Origin of the sequence: Phocaeicola sp. HCN-40430, from assembly GCF_037890285.1 — a bacterium.
In the GTDB taxonomy this organism is placed as follows: Bacteria; Bacteroidota; Bacteroidia; order Bacteroidales; family Bacteroidaceae; genus Phocaeicola; species Phocaeicola acetigenes.
Map to the genome: position 1 here is coordinate 42,459 of NZ_JBBKBS010000003.1, position 18,477 is coordinate 60,935.

General features: G+C 40.2%; 17 protein-coding genes. 12 read left to right on the forward strand and 5 right to left on the reverse strand.

Annotated features, from left to right (window positions below; all coding sequences use genetic code 11):
* Window positions 1–9 precede the first annotated feature (9 nt).
* On the reverse strand, window positions 10–375 hold the full coding sequence (locus WKU26_RS01990) for a YraN family protein (RefSeq protein ID WP_340320721.1): 366 nt from the start codon (window positions 373–375) through the stop codon (window positions 10–12).
* Between the two features lie 172 nt (window positions 376–547).
* Here WKU26_RS01990 and WKU26_RS01995 point away from each other — a divergent pair, with 172 nt between their 5' ends.
* Window positions 548–781, forward strand: a complete 234-nt coding sequence (locus WKU26_RS01995; RefSeq protein WP_178265979.1) for a hypothetical protein — start codon at window positions 548–550, stop codon at window positions 779–781.
* 14 nt (window positions 782–795) lie between these two features.
* A complete protein-coding gene (locus tag WKU26_RS02000; protein ID WP_340320722.1) occupies window positions 796–1,230 on the forward strand; it encodes a nucleoside deaminase in 435 nt (144 codons plus the stop codon).
* 61 nt (window positions 1,231–1,291) lie between these two features.
* Here WKU26_RS02000 and WKU26_RS02005 read toward each other — a convergent pair whose 3' ends face one another.
* On the reverse strand, window positions 1,292–2,164 hold the full coding sequence (locus tag WKU26_RS02005; protein WP_340320723.1) for a hypothetical protein: 873 nt from the start codon (window positions 2,162–2,164) through the stop codon (window positions 1,292–1,294).
* 224 nt (window positions 2,165–2,388) lie between these two features.
* Window positions 2,389–3,810 carry a CCA tRNA nucleotidyltransferase gene (locus tag WKU26_RS02010; protein WP_340320724.1) on the reverse strand — a complete coding sequence of 474 codons (1,422 nt, stop codon included), beginning with the start codon at window positions 3,808–3,810 and terminating at the stop codon, window positions 2,389–2,391.
* A 202-nt stretch (window positions 3,811–4,012) separates the two neighbouring features.
* On the opposite strand from WKU26_RS02010, the gene WKU26_RS02015 reads away from it, so the two are divergent.
* Both WKU26_RS02015 and WKU26_RS02020 read left to right on the forward strand, forming a co-directional pair.
* A complete protein-coding gene (locus tag WKU26_RS02015; RefSeq protein WP_340320725.1) occupies window positions 4,013–4,846 on the forward strand; it encodes a hypothetical protein in 834 nt (277 codons plus the stop codon).
* Complete coding sequence (locus WKU26_RS02020; protein ID WP_445323201.1) at window positions 4,843–5,529, forward strand: hypothetical protein; 687 nt, start codon at window positions 4,843–4,845, stop codon at window positions 5,527–5,529. Before WKU26_RS02015 ends, WKU26_RS02020 begins: the two co-directional genes overlap by 4 nt.
* A gap of 86 nt (window positions 5,530–5,615) precedes the next feature.
* Here WKU26_RS02020 and WKU26_RS02025 read toward each other — a convergent pair whose 3' ends face one another.
* Window positions 5,616–6,188 carry a superoxide dismutase gene (locus WKU26_RS02025; protein WP_340320726.1) on the reverse strand — a complete coding sequence of 191 codons (573 nt, stop codon included), beginning with the start codon at window positions 6,186–6,188 and terminating at the stop codon, window positions 5,616–5,618.
* A gap of 82 nt (window positions 6,189–6,270) precedes the next feature.
* Window positions 6,271–6,867 (reverse strand): Holliday junction branch migration protein RuvA, encoded by a 597-nt coding sequence (gene ruvA, locus WKU26_RS02030; protein ID WP_338158140.1) that lies wholly within the window; start codon window positions 6,865–6,867, stop codon window positions 6,271–6,273.
* Between the two features lie 213 nt (window positions 6,868–7,080).
* Between ruvA and WKU26_RS02035 the strand changes: the two genes are divergently transcribed.
* The 8 genes from WKU26_RS02035 (at window position 7,081) to WKU26_RS02070 (ending at window position 18,431) form a co-directional block, all read left to right on the forward strand.
* On the forward strand, window positions 7,081–7,980 hold the full coding sequence (locus WKU26_RS02035) for a diaminopimelate dehydrogenase (RefSeq protein WP_178265971.1): 900 nt from the start codon (window positions 7,081–7,083) through the stop codon (window positions 7,978–7,980).
* Window positions 7,981–8,327: 347 nt separating this feature from the next.
* On the forward strand, window positions 8,328–8,924 hold the full coding sequence (locus WKU26_RS02040) for an RNA polymerase sigma-70 factor (protein ID WP_408636060.1): 597 nt from the start codon (window positions 8,328–8,330) through the stop codon (window positions 8,922–8,924).
* Window positions 8,925–9,046: 122 nt separating this feature from the next.
* Window positions 9,047–10,093 carry a FecR family protein gene (locus tag WKU26_RS02045; RefSeq protein WP_340320727.1) on the forward strand — a complete coding sequence of 349 codons (1,047 nt, stop codon included), beginning with the start codon at window positions 9,047–9,049 and terminating at the stop codon, window positions 10,091–10,093.
* Between the two features lie 218 nt (window positions 10,094–10,311).
* Window positions 10,312–13,590 (forward strand): TonB-dependent receptor, encoded by a 3,279-nt coding sequence (locus WKU26_RS02050; RefSeq protein WP_340320728.1) that lies wholly within the window; start codon window positions 10,312–10,314, stop codon window positions 13,588–13,590.
* A 17-nt stretch (window positions 13,591–13,607) separates the two neighbouring features.
* On the forward strand, window positions 13,608–15,221 hold the full coding sequence (locus WKU26_RS02055) for a RagB/SusD family nutrient uptake outer membrane protein (RefSeq protein WP_340320729.1): 1,614 nt from the start codon (window positions 13,608–13,610) through the stop codon (window positions 15,219–15,221).
* A 28-nt stretch (window positions 15,222–15,249) separates the two neighbouring features.
* On the forward strand, window positions 15,250–16,224 hold the full coding sequence (locus WKU26_RS02060; protein WP_340320730.1) for a glycoside hydrolase family 18: 975 nt from the start codon (window positions 15,250–15,252) through the stop codon (window positions 16,222–16,224).
* Window positions 16,225–16,231: 7 nt separating this feature from the next.
* Window positions 16,232–17,368, forward strand: a complete 1,137-nt coding sequence (locus WKU26_RS02065; RefSeq protein WP_340320731.1) for a DUF1735 and LamG domain-containing protein — start codon at window positions 16,232–16,234, stop codon at window positions 17,366–17,368.
* A gap of 91 nt (window positions 17,369–17,459) precedes the next feature.
* The gene (locus WKU26_RS02070; protein WP_340320732.1) at window positions 17,460–18,431 is read left to right on the forward strand and encodes a BT_3987 domain-containing protein; all 972 of its coding nucleotides are present in this window, start codon (window positions 17,460–17,462) and stop codon (window positions 18,429–18,431) included.
* The last annotated feature ends 46 nt before the right edge of the window (window positions 18,432–18,477 follow it).

Sequence of the window (18,477 nt, forward strand, 5' to 3'; positions counted from 1 at the left end):
TTCTTACTATTACCAGATAGGAGGAAGAAAAGCTTCCTCGATGTGTTCAATTTCGAATGGCGGGCAGGTACCCACTATGGTAATGACATCGAACCGTACCGGCAAGTCGATGGCAAACAGCTTGATGTATGCATCGGCTGAGGCTACGATGTTTCGTATTTTGCGTGGGGTAATGGCATCTTCCGGATTACCGAACACATCGTTGCGTCGTGTCTTGACTTCTACGACAACCAGTGTCCCGTCTTTTTCGGCCACAATATCCAGCTCCTTCCTGCCGGCATGCCAGTTGCGGTGTAAAATTGTATATCCTTTGTCTCTGAGGTAGGCTGAGGCTTCTTCTTCCCCTTCCTTACCCAGTTTGTTGTGTACTGCCATTTTTCCCATTTTTTGCAAAAATACGGATTTTATACTTTGATTTTAGGGGAAGTAACTTTAATTTTGCACTAATTGAGTATTCAGTGATTTCGTTTTTGAGTTGGTAAGTTTATAAGTTCTTGTTATACTTCGACTTAAAAACTTATGAATTTGCAAACAAATAAACTCGTTTATGGTGAATAATGGAAAAAGACGGAAAAAGGTACCCTCGACGGTTCAGCCTCGCAAGCAGCGTATGGTGTGCCTGATGAGCGAAGAAGAAGTACAGATTGTAGACCGCTATCTGGAGAAATATCAGATTACGAACAAGGCACGCTGGCTTCGGGAGACGATTTTGTCGTTTATTCATCAGAACATGGAAGAAGATTATCCCACTTTGTTTAAAGAGCATGATATGCGCAGATAATCCCCTCTATACGTATGGCAGATGATAATTTTTACATGAAACAGGCCTTGATGGAGGCCGAAAAGGCAGCCGCACGCGGAGAAGTACCCGTAGGAGCGGTGGTGGTTTGTCGTGACCGTATCATTGCACGTACACATAATCTGACGGAAACGTTGAATGATGTGACTGCTCATGCCGAGATGCAGGCTATTACGGCTGCAGCCAATGCGTTGGGAGGAAAATATCTGATCGACTGTACGCTGTATGTCACAGTGGAACCGTGTGTGATGTGTGCCGGGGCCATTGCATGGGCACAGACCGGCCGGCTGGTGTTCGGGGCAGAAGACGAAAAACGGGGATACCAACGTTTTGCCCCTCAGGCCCTGCATCCCAAAACGGAAGTGGTGAAAGGTTTGATGGCCGATGAGTGTGCTACCTTGATGAAGGATTTTTTCAAGAAAAGAAGATAAAAGAGAGGGAAACCCGATGAGCAATCACGGAGTTTCCCTCTCTCTTTGATATGGGATTTATTTATTGTACTTTTACATAATCTTCTCCACCAATCAAATCATGGATGTGGGTGGCATCGAAAATTTGGAAATACTCTTTGCCATTGTAGTATATTTTGTCTCCATGTATGAAGTATTGCTTTCTATAGCTGCTTTTACTTATATCAGTCCAGTATACTGTTTTTCCGTCACTGGCATAAATGGTTTCCAGTACAATTGCACCGGTATTATGAAATGCTTTCATTTGTGCATCCACTTCTCTGGATTGTCCGTTACTATTGAACTGTAGACCGTATACTCCGAAATCGCCATTGTAATACGCACTACTCGGTTGTTGCTGTTGTTTGTACAATTTAATGATAGATGCACAATCTACGTATTTGCTTCCCATCCATACACCTTGCATTTGTTCCCAGCTATATGATGTAGTTTCACCAGAGCCTGATTCACCTCCTTCTCCCGCTTTGATAAGTGTCCATAGGTAATCATCAGAACCTACAAGCATATTTCCAGACAGTGTAGTAGTGATGCTGTATCCTCCGTCCTGGTCGGTCAAGGTGATTTGATTTCTTTCCACGGTGTAACTGTAAAAAATAGTACTTGTTCCGGAGTATGGCTTCAGTTCATTTACATCTTCATCGTAGTTGTATCGCCAATCCTCTCCGTGATAGTTTACGATTTCCTGTGCTTCCCGTGAACTGGTAAAGGTCAGTGTTCCTTTTCCTTCTTCCCAGGCAGCATCATCTCCTATCCACGAATAGTTGCGTTCCCATTGACTGCCAATTAGCTGAGCCATGTCGAAATTTCCTCCCTGGTCATCATTGGAGGAACAGCTTGACAGATAAGAACATAATAAGATGCTTAGTATTATGTTCCACTTAAACATTTTCTTCATAATTAGCTTGTTTTTTACTTTTTGTCTATTTAGGTGACACAAAGTTATGGTTGTAAGAAAAAATATGAAAAAGCAGAAAAAGGAGAAAAGTACTATTGGGATGAAATGGAAGACTATGGAATGAAAAAATGTAACTAACATGCAGATGTTTATAAGCGCACAGCCACATATCCATGAAATAAACATGAGATATGTGGCTGTGTCATACAGATAAAATTTCAGTATTATGCAAGATTGACCGGTTTCAACCCCATCTGTTCTGCTTTTTTCAGCATGTATTCGAAAGCAGCATCGTGCTCGTTGGGAATAATTCCATCCAGAATTGCATCTTTGATAGAACTCTTCAGGCTTCCTATTTCGCGGCAAGGCTGCAGATTGAATACTTTCATGATTTCTGCTCCGTCTACCGGTGGCTGGAAATTACGGATGCGGTCTTTCTCTTCCAGATCCTTCAGCTTCTGTCGTACCAGTTTGAAGTTGTCGAGGAAACGCTGTTTGCGTGCTTCGTTCTTCGAAGTGATGTCGGCTTCACAGAGCATCATCAGGTCGTCAATATCATCGCCGGCTTCGAACAACAGACGACGTACAGCCGAGTCGGTCACTTCTTCGTCGGCAATCACGATAGGGCGCATGTGCAGTCCCACCAGCTTCTGTACATACTTCATCTTTTCGTTCATCGGCAGTTTCATCTTGCGGAAGATATCCGGTATCATTTTCTCGCCGATGTAGTTGTGGTTGCGGAATGTCCATCCTGTGCGAGGTTCCCAACGTTTGGTACGTGGTTTACCAATGTCGTGCAGCAAGGTTGCCCAGCGCAGCCAAAGATTGTCGGTCACTTTAGAGATGTTGTCTACTACTTCCAGTGTATGGTAGAAATTATCTTTATGTCCTTTCCCGTTTCTCACCTCTACACCTTGCAAAGCTACAAGTTCAGGGAAAATCAATTCAAGAAGTCCGCAGCGGTCCAGATCGACAAACCCCTTTGAAGGAACGGGCGACAACAGAATTTTGTTCAGTTCGTCGGCAATACGTTCGCGTGATATAATCTTGATACGTTCCTTGTTGCGCTCCAAGGCCTGGAAAGTATCATCGTCTATATAGAAGTTGAGCTGAGTGGCAAAGCGAATGCAGCGCATCATGCGGAGCGGATCATCGCTGAAAGTGATGTCCGGATCGAGTGGGGTACGTATGGTACGCTCTTTCAAATCGTCCAAACCACCGAACGGGTCGACCAGCTCTCCGAAACGTGTCTGGTTGAGGCAGACCGCCATGGCGTTAATGGTAAAGTCGCGTCGGTTCTGGTCATCTTCCAGCGTACCGTCTTCAACGATAGGCTTCCGGCTGTCGTGGCTGTAAGACTCTCTGCGTGCCCCTACAAATTCCACTTCTGTATCTCTGTATTTTACTTGTGCAGTACCAAAATTCTTGAATACGGATATATGAGCTCCACGTCCCAGTTTCTTTCCGAACGCTTCGGCTATCTCTATGCCGCTTCCTACTACTACAATGTCAATGTCTTTCGAAGGGCGGTTCAGGAATATGTCGCGTACATATCCACCTACCACATAACATTCCAATCCCAATTCGTCGGCTGTTTCGGAAATCAGGTTGAATATTTTGCCAGTAAAGTGTTCTTTCAGTTCCATTCTCGTTTGTTATAATTGGAATGCAAAATTACAAAAAAAACACCATTCCTTCCTAATGTTTGAAAGTTGTATGTATTCCAGTGAAGATGATTCTGCTTTTCTTTCTATCCGCTGAGTGGTATGAACATGAAAAAAGTCATGAATTTAAGGTAGATAGGCGAAATAATTGTAATTTTGCCCCATGAAAAATAAGTATAGTAATATGAAGAAGGCAGGATTGACAACCTTGGTATTGGCAGCGTTGCTGACAGCGTGTGGCAGCGACGACAAGAAAGCGGGTGAATTGTTTCAGCGTGCAGAACTTTCGTTTGCTGATGGAGACTATAGTCTGGCTAAATTGCAGATTGACAGTATACGTACTTTATATCCCAAAGCATTTGATGTCCGAAAATCAGCTGTGCGTCTTATGCAGCAGGTCGATTTGAAAGAACAGCAGAAAACCCTGGTTTATCTGGATAGTGTAATGGCGGTGAAGCAGGCAGAGCTGGATTCAATAAAGGGACGTTTTGTGCTGGAGAAAGATACGGCTTATCAGGAGGTAGGCAATTATTTCTATCCAACTCAGGTTGTAGAGAAAAACATCGGACGTTCTTTCTTACGCGGACAGGTCAATGAATTGGGAGAAATGTCGCTGACTTCCATCTATTGTGCAGGAGGAAATATTCATCATACGGCAGTGAAAGTGACAGCCGGGGATTTGTTTGCCGAAACACCTGCTTCGCCGGATAGTTATGAAACCACCGATTTGGGAAAGGCTATTGAGAAAGCTGATTATAAATTGGGTAATGACGGAGGGGTAATAGCTTTTCTGGTTGCCAACCGTGATAAGAAGAATATCCGTCTGGAATTTATCGGCGACCGTAATTACAAGACTGTAATGCAACCTAATGATGTAAAGGCTATTGCTGAACTAAGCGAACTGGCCCGTATTCTGACTGGTATTGAAGAGATAAAGAAAGAACAGAAAGAGGCCAATCTGAAGATTCAGTTTGTTACCCGTAAAATAGAAGAAGCTGAGGCTGGTAAAGAAGAATGAAGACTTTGATAACAAGCCTGTTGGCGTTGTGGCCATTGGGAGTGATGGCACAAGAGAAACCGAAAATAGACTTGAGTATTGATTTTGCCAGTGCGTATGTGTGGCGTGGAGAGCAGGTTGGTACAGCTTGTGTACAGCCGGAAGTGACCGTGTCATACAAAGGATTCTATCTGTCTGCATGGGGGAGTACCGGTTTCAATTCGGAAGAGCCTAAAGAAATAGATTTGACATTAGGATATGAAACGGGAGGGTTCTCTGTTTCGGTAGCCGATTACTGGACAGCCGGTGATATCGGATATTTTCATTATGGAGCCACGAATACATTGCATACATTTGAAGCACAGGTAGGATATGATTTTGGTATGCTTGCCTTGAATTGGTTTACTAATATTGCCGGATACGATGGTGTGAATGCAAAGGGAAATCGCGCCTATTCTTCGTATGTTTCATTAGAGGTTCCTTTTACTTTGGCTGGATTAGAGTGTGTAGCTAAATTGGGTGCTGTGCCTTATGCTACCGATTATTACTATGATGGAGTGAATGGCTTTGCTATCTCCGATGTAGGGCTGGAAGTGGAAAAAGAGATTCTTGTGACTGACCGTTTTTCTCTTCCTTTGTTTGCACGGGTTGGCTGGAATCCGGCTACAGAGGGAGCTTATTTTGCTTGTGGATTAAGTTTTTGATATATATCTGATGTCTCTTAAGAGTATGATATAAAAAAGATTTCCTTCGGAAAGAAGGAAATCTTTTTGTTTTTTGGATATTTAGCTTAGCAGCGTGCTGCTACTTTTCTCCAGTCTACCAAATGCCAGAACGCTTCAACGAATGCGGCGCGACGGTTTCTATAATCTATGTAATAGGCATGTTCCCATACGTCGATAACCAGTACAGGTTTCAGTCCCTGACGCAGTGGATTTCCTGCATTGCTTTCTGCTTTTATTGACAATTTACCTTCTGCATCGGCAACCAGCCATACCCATCCGGAACCGAACAATCCTACAGCTGCTTTGGCAAATGCTTCCTTAAAGGCTTCTACCGAACCGAAATCGCGTGTCAGTAAATCGGCCAGTGAGGCCGGTATATCGGTCTGTGCCGGAGTCAGGCTTTGGAAGAAGAAAGTATGATTCCATGTCTGAGCTGCATTGTTGAATACAGGTCCTTCTGCCTTGCATACCATTTCTTCCAAAGTACTGTTTTCATAAGGTGTACCCGGAATCAGTTTGTTCAGGTTGTCTACATAAGTCTGCAGGTGTTTGCCGTAGTGATACTCTAATGTTTCTTTGCTCATGTGTGGAGCAAGTGCTTCCATCGGATAAGGAAGTTCGGGCATTGTGTGTGTCATAGTGTTTTGTATTTAAATGATTAGTAATATATATAGAACAAGCCGGCAGCAGTAAAAGTTTTACCTGCCACCGGAAAAGTCTCTATAATCTTTTCAAGGCCAGTTTGATGACTTGCTCTACGGTAGCTTCCGGAGTTTCTTTCAGAATGGCGGCAGTTACCTTTTGCGACGGAGCTTGCGGGAATCCCAACATGGTGAGTGCGGCTACAGCCTCTTCGTATATTTCGGAGTGAAGCATGGTATTTGCTGCTGTTCCGGTTTCTGCAGGCTGGATGCCGGTTGAGGCGATTTTGTCTTTCAGGTCGACAATGATGCGTTGCGCTGTTTTCAGTCCGATACCCTTTACCGTTTTCAGCAGTTTATCGTTTCCGCTGCTGATGACATTACACAGTTCCGACGGACTCAGTGCCGAAAGAATCATGCGGGCAGTGTTCCCTCCGATACCCGAAACGGTGATGAGTAAAAGGAAGAGCTCTCGCTCCTGCTTGGTAGCAAAACCATATAATACGTAGGCATCTTCGCGTATCGCTTCGTAAATATAAAGCTTTACTTCCTTTTTTCCCTGAATGGCAGAAAAGGTGTTGAGCGATACATTGATGGCATAACCTACTCCGTTACATTCTACTACTGCTACCGCCGGAGTAATTTCGGCAAGTTCTCCTTTGATATATTCAATCATATTTTACTGATAAATTATAAATTCAATACAAAAATAACCATAAGAAAGTTATAAATTGTAAGTTGGAGCAGAATATTTTCAAAAACGTGGCCTATCTATTAGTTTAGAATGATTCTAATTCTGTATTTTTGCAATATCAAAATTCATCCCTCTTTTGTTATATAGATAAGAGGAAAAACAAATTAAGAGTATTCACTAAATAAAAGAAGAAATATGAAAAAAATTAGAGCAGCCGTAGTAGGTTACGGTAATATCGGTAAGTTTACAATTGAAGCACTGGAAGCTGCACCCGATTTCGAAATTGCAGGTGTGGTTCGTCGTCATGGAGCAGAAAACAAGCCGGCAGAATTGGCCAACTATCCGGTGGTAAAAGATATTAAGGAATTGCAGGATGTAGATGTAGCTATCCTTGCTACTCCGACTCGTAGCGTAGAAGAATATGCAAAACAGATTTTGGCTATGGGTATCAATACTGTAGACAGTTTCGACATCCATACACAGATTACTTCTTTGCGCCGTTCTTTGGACGAATCGGCTAAGGCTGGTAATGCAGTAGCTGTTATCTCTGCTGGATGGGATCCGGGAAGCGACTCTGTAGTACGTACATTGCTGGAAGCAATTGCTCCGAAGGGTATCACTTATACTAACTTTGGTCCGGGCCGTAGTATGGGACACTCTGTGGCTGTCCGTGCTATCGAAGGTGTAAAAGATGCATTGTCTATGACAATTCCTGTTGGTACCGGAATCCACCGCCGTATGGTATATGTAGAATTGGAAGAAGGTGCTGACTTCAAGACTGTAGAAGCTGCTATCAAAGCTGACCCTTACTTTGTAAACGACGAAACACACGTAATCCAGGTACCTTGTGTAGACGATTTGAACGACGTAGGTCACGGTGTGAACTTGGTTCGTAAAGGTGTATCAGGTAAGACTCACAACCAGTTGTTCGAGTTCGATATGAAGATCAACAACCCTGCATTGACAGCTCAGGTTTTGGTTTGCGTTGCTCGTGCTTCTATGCGCCAGAAACCGGGATGCTACACCATGATTGAAATTCCGGTAATCGACCTTTTGGCTGGCGATCGTGAAGAACTGATTGCACACTTGGTATAATCTCTATCTAGATAAAAATAGAAAACGCCACGAACGGTAGTCTCCGTTTGTGGCGTTTTTTTTGTGTATATATCTCTCGGAATTGAAAGGAATTTTCTGCTTCTGTTTCCTTGCAAAAACGTGACTTGTATCGTGAGCTTACGATACAAGTCACGTTGGCCTTCGATACAAGTCACGTGAGCTCACGATACAAGTCGCGTTTTTAGAGGGTATATGATGAGTGCTGAGTGAAAATTCGCATCTTATCTTAAAACTATTAGGAAAGAACTAGTACTTCTTTTGGAGGTTTGTTTGATTTTTGTAATTTTGGCAGATATTTTTATCAAACAAAGCTTTTTTCGGGGAATATGATGGATCCATTGATTTTGAAGCAATTGAGGGCGGGAGATGAAAAAGTCTTTCGTGAAATATACGACCGTCATTATGTACTTCTCTGTCGTTTTGCCAACCAGATATTGAATGATGCAGCACTCTCGGAGGAGATTGTAGATGATGTGATTTTTTACCTGTGGGAACATCGGAAAGAGGTAGAAATCACGTATTCTATACGTGCTTATCTGATGAAAGCTGTACGGAACCGTTGCCTGAATGAGCTGAATTCGAGGGCTCGTCGTGAAGAACTGCTTTTTTCCTCTTTTTTACTTCCTGAGAATATGGATTTTCTCGATACCTTATTTACTGAAACCGAACATCCGTTGGGAATGTTGTTGGAGCAGGAACTGGAGGATGAATTATACCGGAGCATTGAAGAACTTCCGGCAGAATGTCGTACCGTGTTCAAAAAAAGTCGGTTTGAGCAGAAAAAATATGAGGAAATAGCATTGGAATTGGGAATATCGGTCAATACCGTGAAATATCATATCAAGCAGGCACTGGCTTTTCTTCAGAAGCGTCTTGGAAACTATCTGAAGCTGTTGTTGGTGTATTTGTTTATGGAAATTTGATATTTTGTCTATCAAGAAAAACGAGGGAGAAAACAAGGTTTTTAGAGAAAAACGGAAAAAAATAATATTTTCACTACCCGCTTATTCATTTTTTTTGTCTTACCTATAAAAGCACTTGAATTATGCAGCACGATAAGCATACACAGATAGATGAATGGATTGTAGATTACCTGAATGGTACATTAGATCGGAATGTCTTCGACCGTTTGACACAATGGGCTTCGGAGACAGAAGAAAACCGTCGGTATATCCGTCAGCATTTGGAATTGTGGTTCGCTTCGGAAGAAGCAGCTAAAAATATCTCTTTTGATAAAGAAAAAGCATTTCAACGTTTTCTTGAGCGGACTGCCGTGGCTAAGGAAAATGAAATTCCTGTTGCAGATATACATGTGTTTGAAAAGAGAAAGGAGAGAGTATATTTCGGCTCTTGGAAAACTTACCTTCGGGTGGCAGCTGTGATACTGATTTTGTTGCTTCCGTTTGTAGGTTACTGGCAAGGCAAAGAAGCAGTCAGACATTCTTTTTCGGATATTGTGGTAGAAGCCCCTATGGGAGCCCGTACAAAATTGTATTTGCCTGACGGTACATTGGTGTGGCTGAATGCAGGTTCTCGGTTAGCCTATTCACAAGGCTTTGGGGTAGACGACAGACGGTTGAATATGGAGGGAGAAGGTTATTTTGAAGTTTCTCGTAATGAAGCGCTCCCATTCGAAATACAGACTCGTGAAGTCGGTTTGAAGGTGTTAGGAACCAAGTTTAACTTCCGTAACTATTCGGATGATGAAGAAGTGACTGTAAATTTGATGGAAGGAAAGGTATCTCTGCACAATGAAGTAAAATCAATGCCTGAACTTTATCTGGCACCCAATGAAAAAATGGTGATGAACAAGTTGACAGGAGAAATGATAAAAACACGTACCGATGCTTCTCGTTCCAATTTGTGGATAAACGATGAATTATTTTTTGATGAAGATTTACTGGAAGATATAGCCAAGCGTCTGATGCGGAGTTATGATGTGCAGATAGAAGTGGCCGATTCTTTGCGTAATCGTCGTTTTTATGGTAGCTTTACGGTAATGGGGAATACCATCGAAGAGATTTTATCTACCATTGCTTCTACCAATCAGATGTGTTATCGTTACGAAAATGGAAAATACATATTATATTAATTGATTTGCATGAATGTTAAACCTTAAAAGCCTATTGCGTATGAAACATTGTAAAAAAACGGGATAAAAAACAAATCGGAGCATGCGGACACATCCTCCGATTGAATAGAAGTTGTTTTTGGGACGAAACAACTTAAATTTAGGACTTTACAAATATAGTAAATCCTTAATTCTTATCAATTAGAAATTATCTTTTTTAAACTTAAATCAGAAGAATTATGAGATCTATTAGTAAGGCTATGCTAATAGCCTCAACAGCCTTTTGCTTTCATTTATCGGCCTTCTCTCAAGATATATCGTTGAAAGTCAATGATGTGACGGTGAAAGAAGCAATGGAGCAGTTGAAAAAAACATCCGGTTATTCGTTCGTATTTTCTTCGAACGATGTGGATACCAAACAGCGTATTTCGATTTCGGCAGACAATGCTACATTGGATGAAGTAGTGAAACAGATACTGTCCGGACAACAAGGGGTCGGTTATGAAATTCAGGGGAAGAAAATTATAATTAAAAAAATACAGTCCGTTCAAAAACAGACTGGTAAGCGAACCAAGGTTACCGGTAAGGTTGTAGATGCAAAAGGGGAACCTGTTATCGGAGCAACAATTAGGGAAGACGGAACCTCAAACGGTACAATCACCGATTTCGATGGTAACTTTTCATTGGATGTATTTGCTAATTCGTTGTTGGAAGTTTCTTATGTAGGCTATAAGAGTCAGCAGCTGAGAGCCGATGCGAATGGAATACTGAATGTAACACTGAAGGAAGATACCGAAGTGTTGGATGAAGTAGTAGTGACTGCATTGGGTATCAAACGTAAATCGAAAGTGTTAGGATATAATTTAAAAGAAGTAAAGTCAGAAGAATTGACAGCTGCAAAGGATGCTAACTTCGTAAACTCACTGACAGGTAAAGTAGCCGGTTTGCAAATTAATGCTTCTTCAGGTGGTGTAGGTGGAGCTACTAAAGTGGTGATGCGTGGTGCAAAATCTATTACAAAAGACAATAATGTATTGTATGTGATTGATGGTGTACCTTTGTATAATACTAAAACAGAAGCTGCTGATGATATGTTTAAACGTCCGGGAACGGAAAGTATTGCGGATATCAATCCAGAAGATATTGAAAGTATGTCTGTACTGACAGGTCCTTCTGCTGCAGCTTTGTATGGTAGCAATGCAGCCAATGGTGCGATTTTGATTACCACTAAAAAAGGACAGGTAGGAAAGGCAAAGGTGACACTGGCACATAGTACAGATTTTATGAAACCATTTGTGACTCCACGTTTTCAAAATACATATGGTAATGTACCAGGGGAATACATGAGTTGGGGGGCTAAGTTAGAGCAGCCTACAGATTATGATCCGCTGGATTTTTTCCGGACAGGTTTTAATACAACCACAACATTATCTGTTTCTACGGGTACTGAAAAAAATCAGACATTTATTTCTGCTTCGACTAACAATGCGGGAGGTATCATGCCGAGTAATGATTACAACCGATATAATTTTACTTTCCGCAATACGGCAAAAATGTTTAATGATAAGGTTACGGTAGATGTAGGTGCTACTTATGTTGTGCAGAATGATCAGAATCCAGGTACACAGGGACAGTATTTCAATCCGTTGATTCCGTTGTATCTTTTTCCTCGTGGAGAAAATTTTGATAAATTGCGCTTGTACGAGCGTTACGATGAATCCAGAAATATTCCGGTTCAGTATTGGCCTTATGGGGATGGAGGTACTAGTATGCAGAATCCTTACTGGATTATCAACCGAAATATGTTTACTAGCGATAAAGATCGTTATATGCTGAATGCAAGTATAAAATGGGATATTATTGAGGGATTGAATATAGTGGGACGTGCCCGAATAGATAATGAATATGGCATCCGTGAAAAGAAATTGTATGCAGGAACGAGTGGAAAATTTGCTCAAAAATATGGTTTTTACATGAACGAGAAAAACCAGAGCAGACAGACTTATGCTGATATTATTGCCAATTTAAATAGAGCATTTGGAAATTTCGACTTAACAGCCAATGTGGGTGCAAGTATTTCTGATTTACAGTATAATGTATCAGATTATCATGGTCATCTGAAACAGATTCCTAATTTCTTTTCCGTTTCTAATATAGATTTGAATGCTGCTTCATCCGGTGTTAGACAAGAACGATGGAGAGAGCAGACACAGTCTGTATTTGCCAGTGCAGAGTTGGGATATAAAGGTATGGTATATTTGACTGCTACTGCTCGTAATGATTGGGCTTCACAGTTGGCAAATACTGAACAACCTTGTTTTTTCTATCCGTCTGTAGGCTTGTCTGCTTTGGTTTCTGAAATGTTCAAGATGCCGGATTGGCTGACTTTTCTTAAACTTAGAGGGTCTTATAGTCAGGTTGGTTCACCTATTCAGCGGTTTATTTCTGTTCCTACCTATCCGTACGATAAAAATGGAGTGATTCAGACTATTACTCGTTATCCTATTGATAAACTTTATCCGGAAATGACAACTTCCTACGAGTTGGGATTCGATTTGAGATTGTTTGAGAACCGGTTCAATTTGGAATTTACTTATTACCATTCGAATACAAAAGATCAGACATTCAATGCTCCGTTGTCTTCTTCCACAGGCTTTTCAAGTATCATTGTTCAGACAGGTAATGTACGCAACTATGGTTTCGAGGTTTCTGCCGGATATAGCGATGAACTGTTTGATGGTTTTAACTGGGACAGTCAGGTGACATTTTCTTTGAATAGAAATAAAATTATGAGTCTGGTAGACGGATTTCCAGATCCGATTACCGGTGAGCCTATCGTAATGCCTGAATTGCAGTTTTCAAAAACAGGTACTTATCTGATGAAACTGGTAAAAGGTGGTTCTATCGGTGATATCTATGCTACTAACCGTTTGTATTTGGATAATCAGGGCGATATCTATGTGGATGAATCTGGAAGATTAGGCACTCCAGTAGAAGATGTACACAAGATAGGTAATGCCAATCCGGATTATAATTTAGGTTTTAGAAATTCGTTTACCTATAAAGGGTTCGATTTGGGCTTTCTTATTACTGCCCGTGTAGGGGGAGAAGTAGTATCAGCTACCGAAGCAGCGCTCGACAATTATGGTGTTTCTGAGCGTTCGGCCATTGCCCGAGATAATGGAGGTGTTCCGGTGAATAACGGTAAATTGGATGCGCAGTACTTTTATCAGTATATTGGAGGTGGTGAAACAGGTATGGCTTCTCAATATGTATACAGTGCCACGAATGTCCGTTTGCAGGAATTGACTTTTGGCTATCGTTTTCCTAAAAAATGGTTTAATAATCTGTTGGATGTAAAACTTTCGTTGGTAGGACGGAATTTGTGGATGATTTATAATAAGGCTCCTTTCGATCCGGAAATAGCTTCATCTACCAGCACTTATTATCAGGGATTCGATTACTTTATGTTACCAAGTACTCGTAGTCTTGGATTTAGTATTAGAGTGGAATATTAATTGACAAATACTTTGAAATGATGAAAAACATAAATTATAAATTCAAAAACTGTTTGGCGGTAATAGGTTTGTCAGCCTTGCTTCCTTTCACTTTCTCATCATGTACTGCAAATTTTCTGGAGTATAATACCAATCCGGATGAAGTGACGGACGATATGCTGGATGGAGATAATTTTCGTGTTGGGGCATTTTTCCCTCAGATGCAGATGGCAGTTATGCCGGTAAATGACCATGCTTACCAGGTTTCTCAGAATCTGACTGGTGACATTTATGCTGGATATATGTGCGGTATTGGAGAATGGAACGGAGGTCATAATGGTACCACTTGTGATTTTGTCATTGACGATTGGACTGATTTACCTTATGAGAAAATTTTGGTAAGTGTGATTGGAGCTGACTTGAGTGTAAAGAAAAACGAGGGAAATGATATTAACAATCCGGTAGTGGCTTTTTCTACTATTTTGAAGGTGGCTGCCATACATCGTTTGGCAGATTTATTTGGTCCGTTACCTTATTCTAAAATAGCACAAGGTGGGTCCTTGGAAATTGAGTATGATTCGGAAGAAACACTTTATAAATCATTTTTAAGTGAGCTGACTGCCGCTATCAATACCTTGACTGACTTTACCAAGAAAAATCCGGGAGCTACTCCTTTAGCTGACTATGATTTGGTTTATGATGGAGATTATGTGAAGTGGGTAAAATTTGCCAATTCTTTAAAACTTCGTATTGCTATGCGTTGCAGTTATGTAGACCCTGAACTGGCTCGTACTAATGCGGAAGCAGCAGTAAATCATGAATATGGAGTTATCTCAGGAAATGATGGAAATGCAGCATTGAAATCGGGACATGGATTGGTGGTAAAGAATCCTTTACAGACTTTATGGGATACCTATAGTGACTGCCGAATGGGCTCGGTTATTCAGTCGTATATGGTGGGATACAACGACCCTCGTTTGGCCAGTTATTTTGTACAGACTACGATTAATGGTCAATCCGGATATTGGGGAGGACGTACGGGAGTTGCAATTACTTCAAAAACTAAATGGAAAGATTTTTCAACGCCAAAGTCTTACTTTACAGATCCTATGGTGTGGATGTCCGCTGCAGAATGTGCTTTCCTGAAGGCTGAGGGTGCACTGCGTGGATGGAATATGGGAATTACAGCAGCCGAGGCATATGAAGCCGGAGTAAAACTTTCTTTTGAAGAAAAAGGAACTTCCGGTGTAGAAGGTTATTTGGCTGATGATTTATCTACTCCAGTTGATTATCAGAACTTGGTGTTCCCGGCCCATAATGCCAATAAGTTGTCGGATATAACAATTAAATGGAATGAGGGTGATACTCAAGAAAGGAAGTTGGAGCGCATAATCACCCAAAAGTGGATTGCATTGTATCCTAATGGGGCAGAAGCATGGTCGGAATACCGACGTACCGGTTACCCTAAGCAGTTCCCGATGATTGATAATTTCAGTCAGGATGTAAACAGTAATATCGGACCACGAAGAGTTCCTTTCCCTCCTTCTGAATATTTATTGAACAAGGAAAACGTAACTAAAGCAGTTTTATTATTAAGTACTCCATACGATGGTGGAGGAACTCGCCTGTGGTGGGATGTCAGAGAACATTAATTTTTAGTGAATACTTAAAATAATAATTATGAAAAATAAAATATTGAAATTCTTAATGTCTGTCTCTCTTGTATTAGCTTTTTATTCATGTGATGACTGGACATTGCCTGAACCTCAAACAGGAGTTGATTTAGAGAATAATTCCAACAATTTCTCTAAAACAGAAGAATATTGGGAAAATCTGAGAGCGTACAGACGGTCAGATCATCGGCTGTCGTTCGGTTGGTTTGGTTATTGGGATGGATCAAATGGTTCCAGTATGCGCGGTGCTTTGGCAAATGCACCGGATAGTGTGGATATCTTTTCTGTTTTTGGAAAGTATTATTATAATTTGACCCCTAAACAAATAGAAGATTTACGTTATGTGCAAAATGTAAAGGGGCAGAGAGTAGTTTTTACATTTTTGATGCAGAATGTAGGGCTTGGATTTCCTCAGAGTCCCGAAGGGGTGATTCAATATGCACATGCCCTTTGTGATTCGGTTCAGAAATATGGATACGATGGAATAGACTTGGATTATGAACCGAATTATGGTGGAGCAGGGTATTTTAGTGATAAGGAACAGGTTGCTTTGTTTGTAAAAGAATTGGGTAAAGAACTTGGACCGATGTCTGGAACCGATAAATTGTTGATTTTGGATGGAGAAGTAACTTTTATTTTACCGGAAATATTGCCTTATTTTAATTATGCAATTTCGCAAGCCTATAGGGCTAATAGCTATTCTTCTTTGAATGATCGTTTTAATAGTGCTGTCAATTTTGGTTGGAAACCGGAACAATTTTTGGTATGCGAAGAATTTCAGCAGTATTTTAGTACAGGGGGAGTGCCATTTACAATGCCCTCCGGTGAGGTGGTTCCGTCGTTGATTGGCATGGCTAATTGGGCTGCCGATAAAAAAGCTGGGGGGTGTGGAGCTTTTCATATGGAGTTGGACTATAATAATTTCCCTAATTATAAATACATGCGTGAATCTATTCAAATTATGAATCCTGCTGTAAAATAAAAAAGTTATGAGTATTAGAAATTTTATATATTATGGTTTATTGTCCGTGCTGATGTTGTCCTGTAAACAGGTATATGAACCTCTGGCAAACGGTATTTATTTTGGTGAAGCTGTAAATGAGAACCTGAAAAAGGTTACGATTGAAGAAAACGGAGCACAAACATCTGTTTATGTATCTTTGGCCTCTCCTATGGATTATGATGTAACGGCAGAGATTGGAGTTAATTCTTCCGTCTTGGATGAATATAATAAAAAGCATGGAACGAATTATAAATTACTTCCGGACAGCTATTATTCCTTAAAAAGCAATCAGTGTATTGTAAAAGCAGGAGAATTGTCTTCTTCTATGATTGATATTGATATAAAAGCATTTGATGATAATTTAGAGATGGCAGAAAAATATGCTATTCCTTTAAAATTGCAGGAAGCGTCAGATGTGGATATTTTACAACCTTCTTCATCTATAATTCTTTTATGTGATAAAATGATTGTGACAAAGGTTATTTATTCATCTCAAGGAGGAGCGACAGGAGCTTCACCAACAATGTCTTATGAAATTCAGGATGGAGAGAAACCTATTGAGGATTTACTGAGTTGGACAATAGAATTTTTGGTTTATAATGAAAGTTTTTCTTTGAATAAACATATTTTGCGTTTTGATGGATTAGATGGAAAAGCAAATACTTTTGCTCGGTTTGGACAGCATAGTTTTCCAGAAAATCAATTCCAGTTAACACTGTTGAATTTGCCTATCCATGCAGTAACTTTATGTGAAAAGAAAAAATGGTATCATGTTGCGGTTACTTGTGATGGTGCTTCAGTTAAATTATATTTAAATGGGGAACTTGATGTTATAGCTAGTCATCCTGAACCAAATACTAAAATTTCTTGGAAAAAGTTGGCCTTTGCTATTGGAAACCCAGGGGCATTAAGTGAGGCCAGAATCTGGAATGTGGCTCGAACACAGGCTGAAATAGCTAATAATATGTATGCTGTAAATCCAGAATCAGAAGGTTTGATTTCTTACTGGAAAATGAATGAGGGAGAAGGAACTTTAATTCATGATTATACGAAGAATGGACGACATATGAATTTGCTTAAGAGTTGTATTTGGAAAGATCAAAAGTTCCCTCCTGAGAAATAAAAAATAGATTTTCAGTCATTAGGTATTTCATATTCCTACTTTATAAAGGGAGGAATATGGAATACCCAAAAGGAATAAAATAAATAGTGCTATGAATAAAATTAAAATTATACGTTTTCTCTTATTGACGATTATTTCATCCTTGGGATTGTCATGTAGTAATGATGACTTGAATTCTAAAGAGTTGTTTGTTTATATGAGAAACTGGTCATCTGATATATCAGTTGAAAAGACTTATGCAGATGATGGTAGTATGGTAATAAAAGGAATTGATGAAATAAAATTTCCTCTTTACCTGACCCGGGAAACTTCTGTGGATGTACATGCTTGTGTGGTGTATGACGAAACTCAGGTTGCAACCTATAATCAAAAATATGGAACATCCTTTAAATCCTTTCCGGCAGAAGCATTGTCTGTAGAAGGTAGCTTATTGATTCAGGCAGGTTTACTTCAATCTGCAGATTCAGTTTCTGTAAAACTTGACTATTCTAAGATAGAAAGTGGTAGCTATTTAATTCCTTTGTCTATACAAGGAGTCGCTTCTGAGGATAAAGGAGTTCAGGCCAGTTCTACAGCCGGAACTGTATATTATCCTATTTCCGTAACTGTAAATAATATAAATAGTAAGAATACGGAAATAGCTTCAGGTACTAAATTAGATCGTAGTAACTGGACTGTTACATGTGCTGTAAACTCTTCAAAGGTTATTAATTTGATTGATGGAAATCTTGAAACATTGTGGGAAGGTCAGCGTAGTTCTACTCATCCAATAGAGGTGGATATGGGTACGATGCATATTTTGAAAGGACTTTCATTCCATTTTAAGCATACTTCATATTCTTACGCTCCTCAGTCTTTTACCGTATATACAAGTGAGGATGGTGAGGAATGGATCAATCAAGGTAAAACAGGAAATTATTCCTTTACTAATTCTATTAGAGATAAGGAATATGGTATTAATTTCTTTATTCCTGTGGAGTGTCGATATTTTAGATTAACAGTAAATCGTGCTGTTAGTTCATATGTAGGACCTCGTTTTAATGAATTGTATGCAATAGAATAATTACCTTGAGATAAGAGACTGTTTTCTTATCTGAAAGAGAACAGTC

Bases quoted from the DNA above. Each gene is read 5' to 3' on its own strand.
- WKU26_RS02060 (WP_340320730.1), top strand. From the start codon at position 15,250: ATGAAAAATAAAATATTGAAATTCTTAATGTCTGTCTCTCTTGTATTA.
- WKU26_RS02020 (WP_445323201.1), top strand. From the start codon at position 4,843: ATGAAGACTTTGATAACAAGCCTGTTGGCGTTGTGGCCATTGGGAGTG.
- WKU26_RS02065 (WP_340320731.1), top strand. From the start codon at position 16,232: ATGAGTATTAGAAATTTTATATATTATGGTTTATTGTCCGTGCTGATG.
- WKU26_RS02050 (WP_340320728.1), top strand. From the start codon at position 10,312: ATGAGATCTATTAGTAAGGCTATGCTAATAGCCTCAACAGCCTTTTGC.
- WKU26_RS01995 (WP_178265979.1), top strand. From the start codon at position 548: ATGGTGAATAATGGAAAAAGACGGAAAAAGGTACCCTCGACGGTTCAG.
- WKU26_RS02010 (WP_340320724.1), bottom strand. From the start codon at position 3,810: ATGGAACTGAAAGAACACTTTACTGGCAAAATATTCAACCTGATTTCC.
- ruvA (WP_338158140.1), bottom strand. From the start codon at position 6,867: ATGATTGAATATATCAAAGGAGAACTTGCCGAAATTACTCCGGCGGTA.
- WKU26_RS02025 (WP_340320726.1), bottom strand. From the start codon at position 6,188: ATGACACACACAATGCCCGAACTTCCTTATCCGATGGAAGCACTTGCT.
- WKU26_RS01990 (WP_340320721.1), bottom strand. From the start codon at position 375: ATGGCAGTACACAACAAACTGGGTAAGGAAGGGGAAGAAGAAGCCTCA.
- WKU26_RS02040 (WP_408636060.1), top strand. From the start codon at position 8,328: ATGATGGATCCATTGATTTTGAAGCAATTGAGGGCGGGAGATGAAAAA.
- WKU26_RS02055 (WP_340320729.1), top strand. From the start codon at position 13,608: ATGATGAAAAACATAAATTATAAATTCAAAAACTGTTTGGCGGTAATA.
- WKU26_RS02045 (WP_340320727.1), top strand. From the start codon at position 9,047: ATGCAGCACGATAAGCATACACAGATAGATGAATGGATTGTAGATTAC.
- WKU26_RS02070 (WP_340320732.1), top strand. From the start codon at position 17,460: ATGAATAAAATTAAAATTATACGTTTTCTCTTATTGACGATTATTTCA.
- WKU26_RS02000 (WP_340320722.1), top strand. From the start codon at position 796: ATGGCAGATGATAATTTTTACATGAAACAGGCCTTGATGGAGGCCGAA.
- WKU26_RS02005 (WP_340320723.1), bottom strand. From the start codon at position 2,164: ATGAAGAAAATGTTTAAGTGGAACATAATACTAAGCATCTTATTATGT.
- WKU26_RS02035 (WP_178265971.1), top strand. From the start codon at position 7,081: ATGAAAAAAATTAGAGCAGCCGTAGTAGGTTACGGTAATATCGGTAAG.
- WKU26_RS02015 (WP_340320725.1), top strand. From the start codon at position 4,013: ATGAAGAAGGCAGGATTGACAACCTTGGTATTGGCAGCGTTGCTGACA.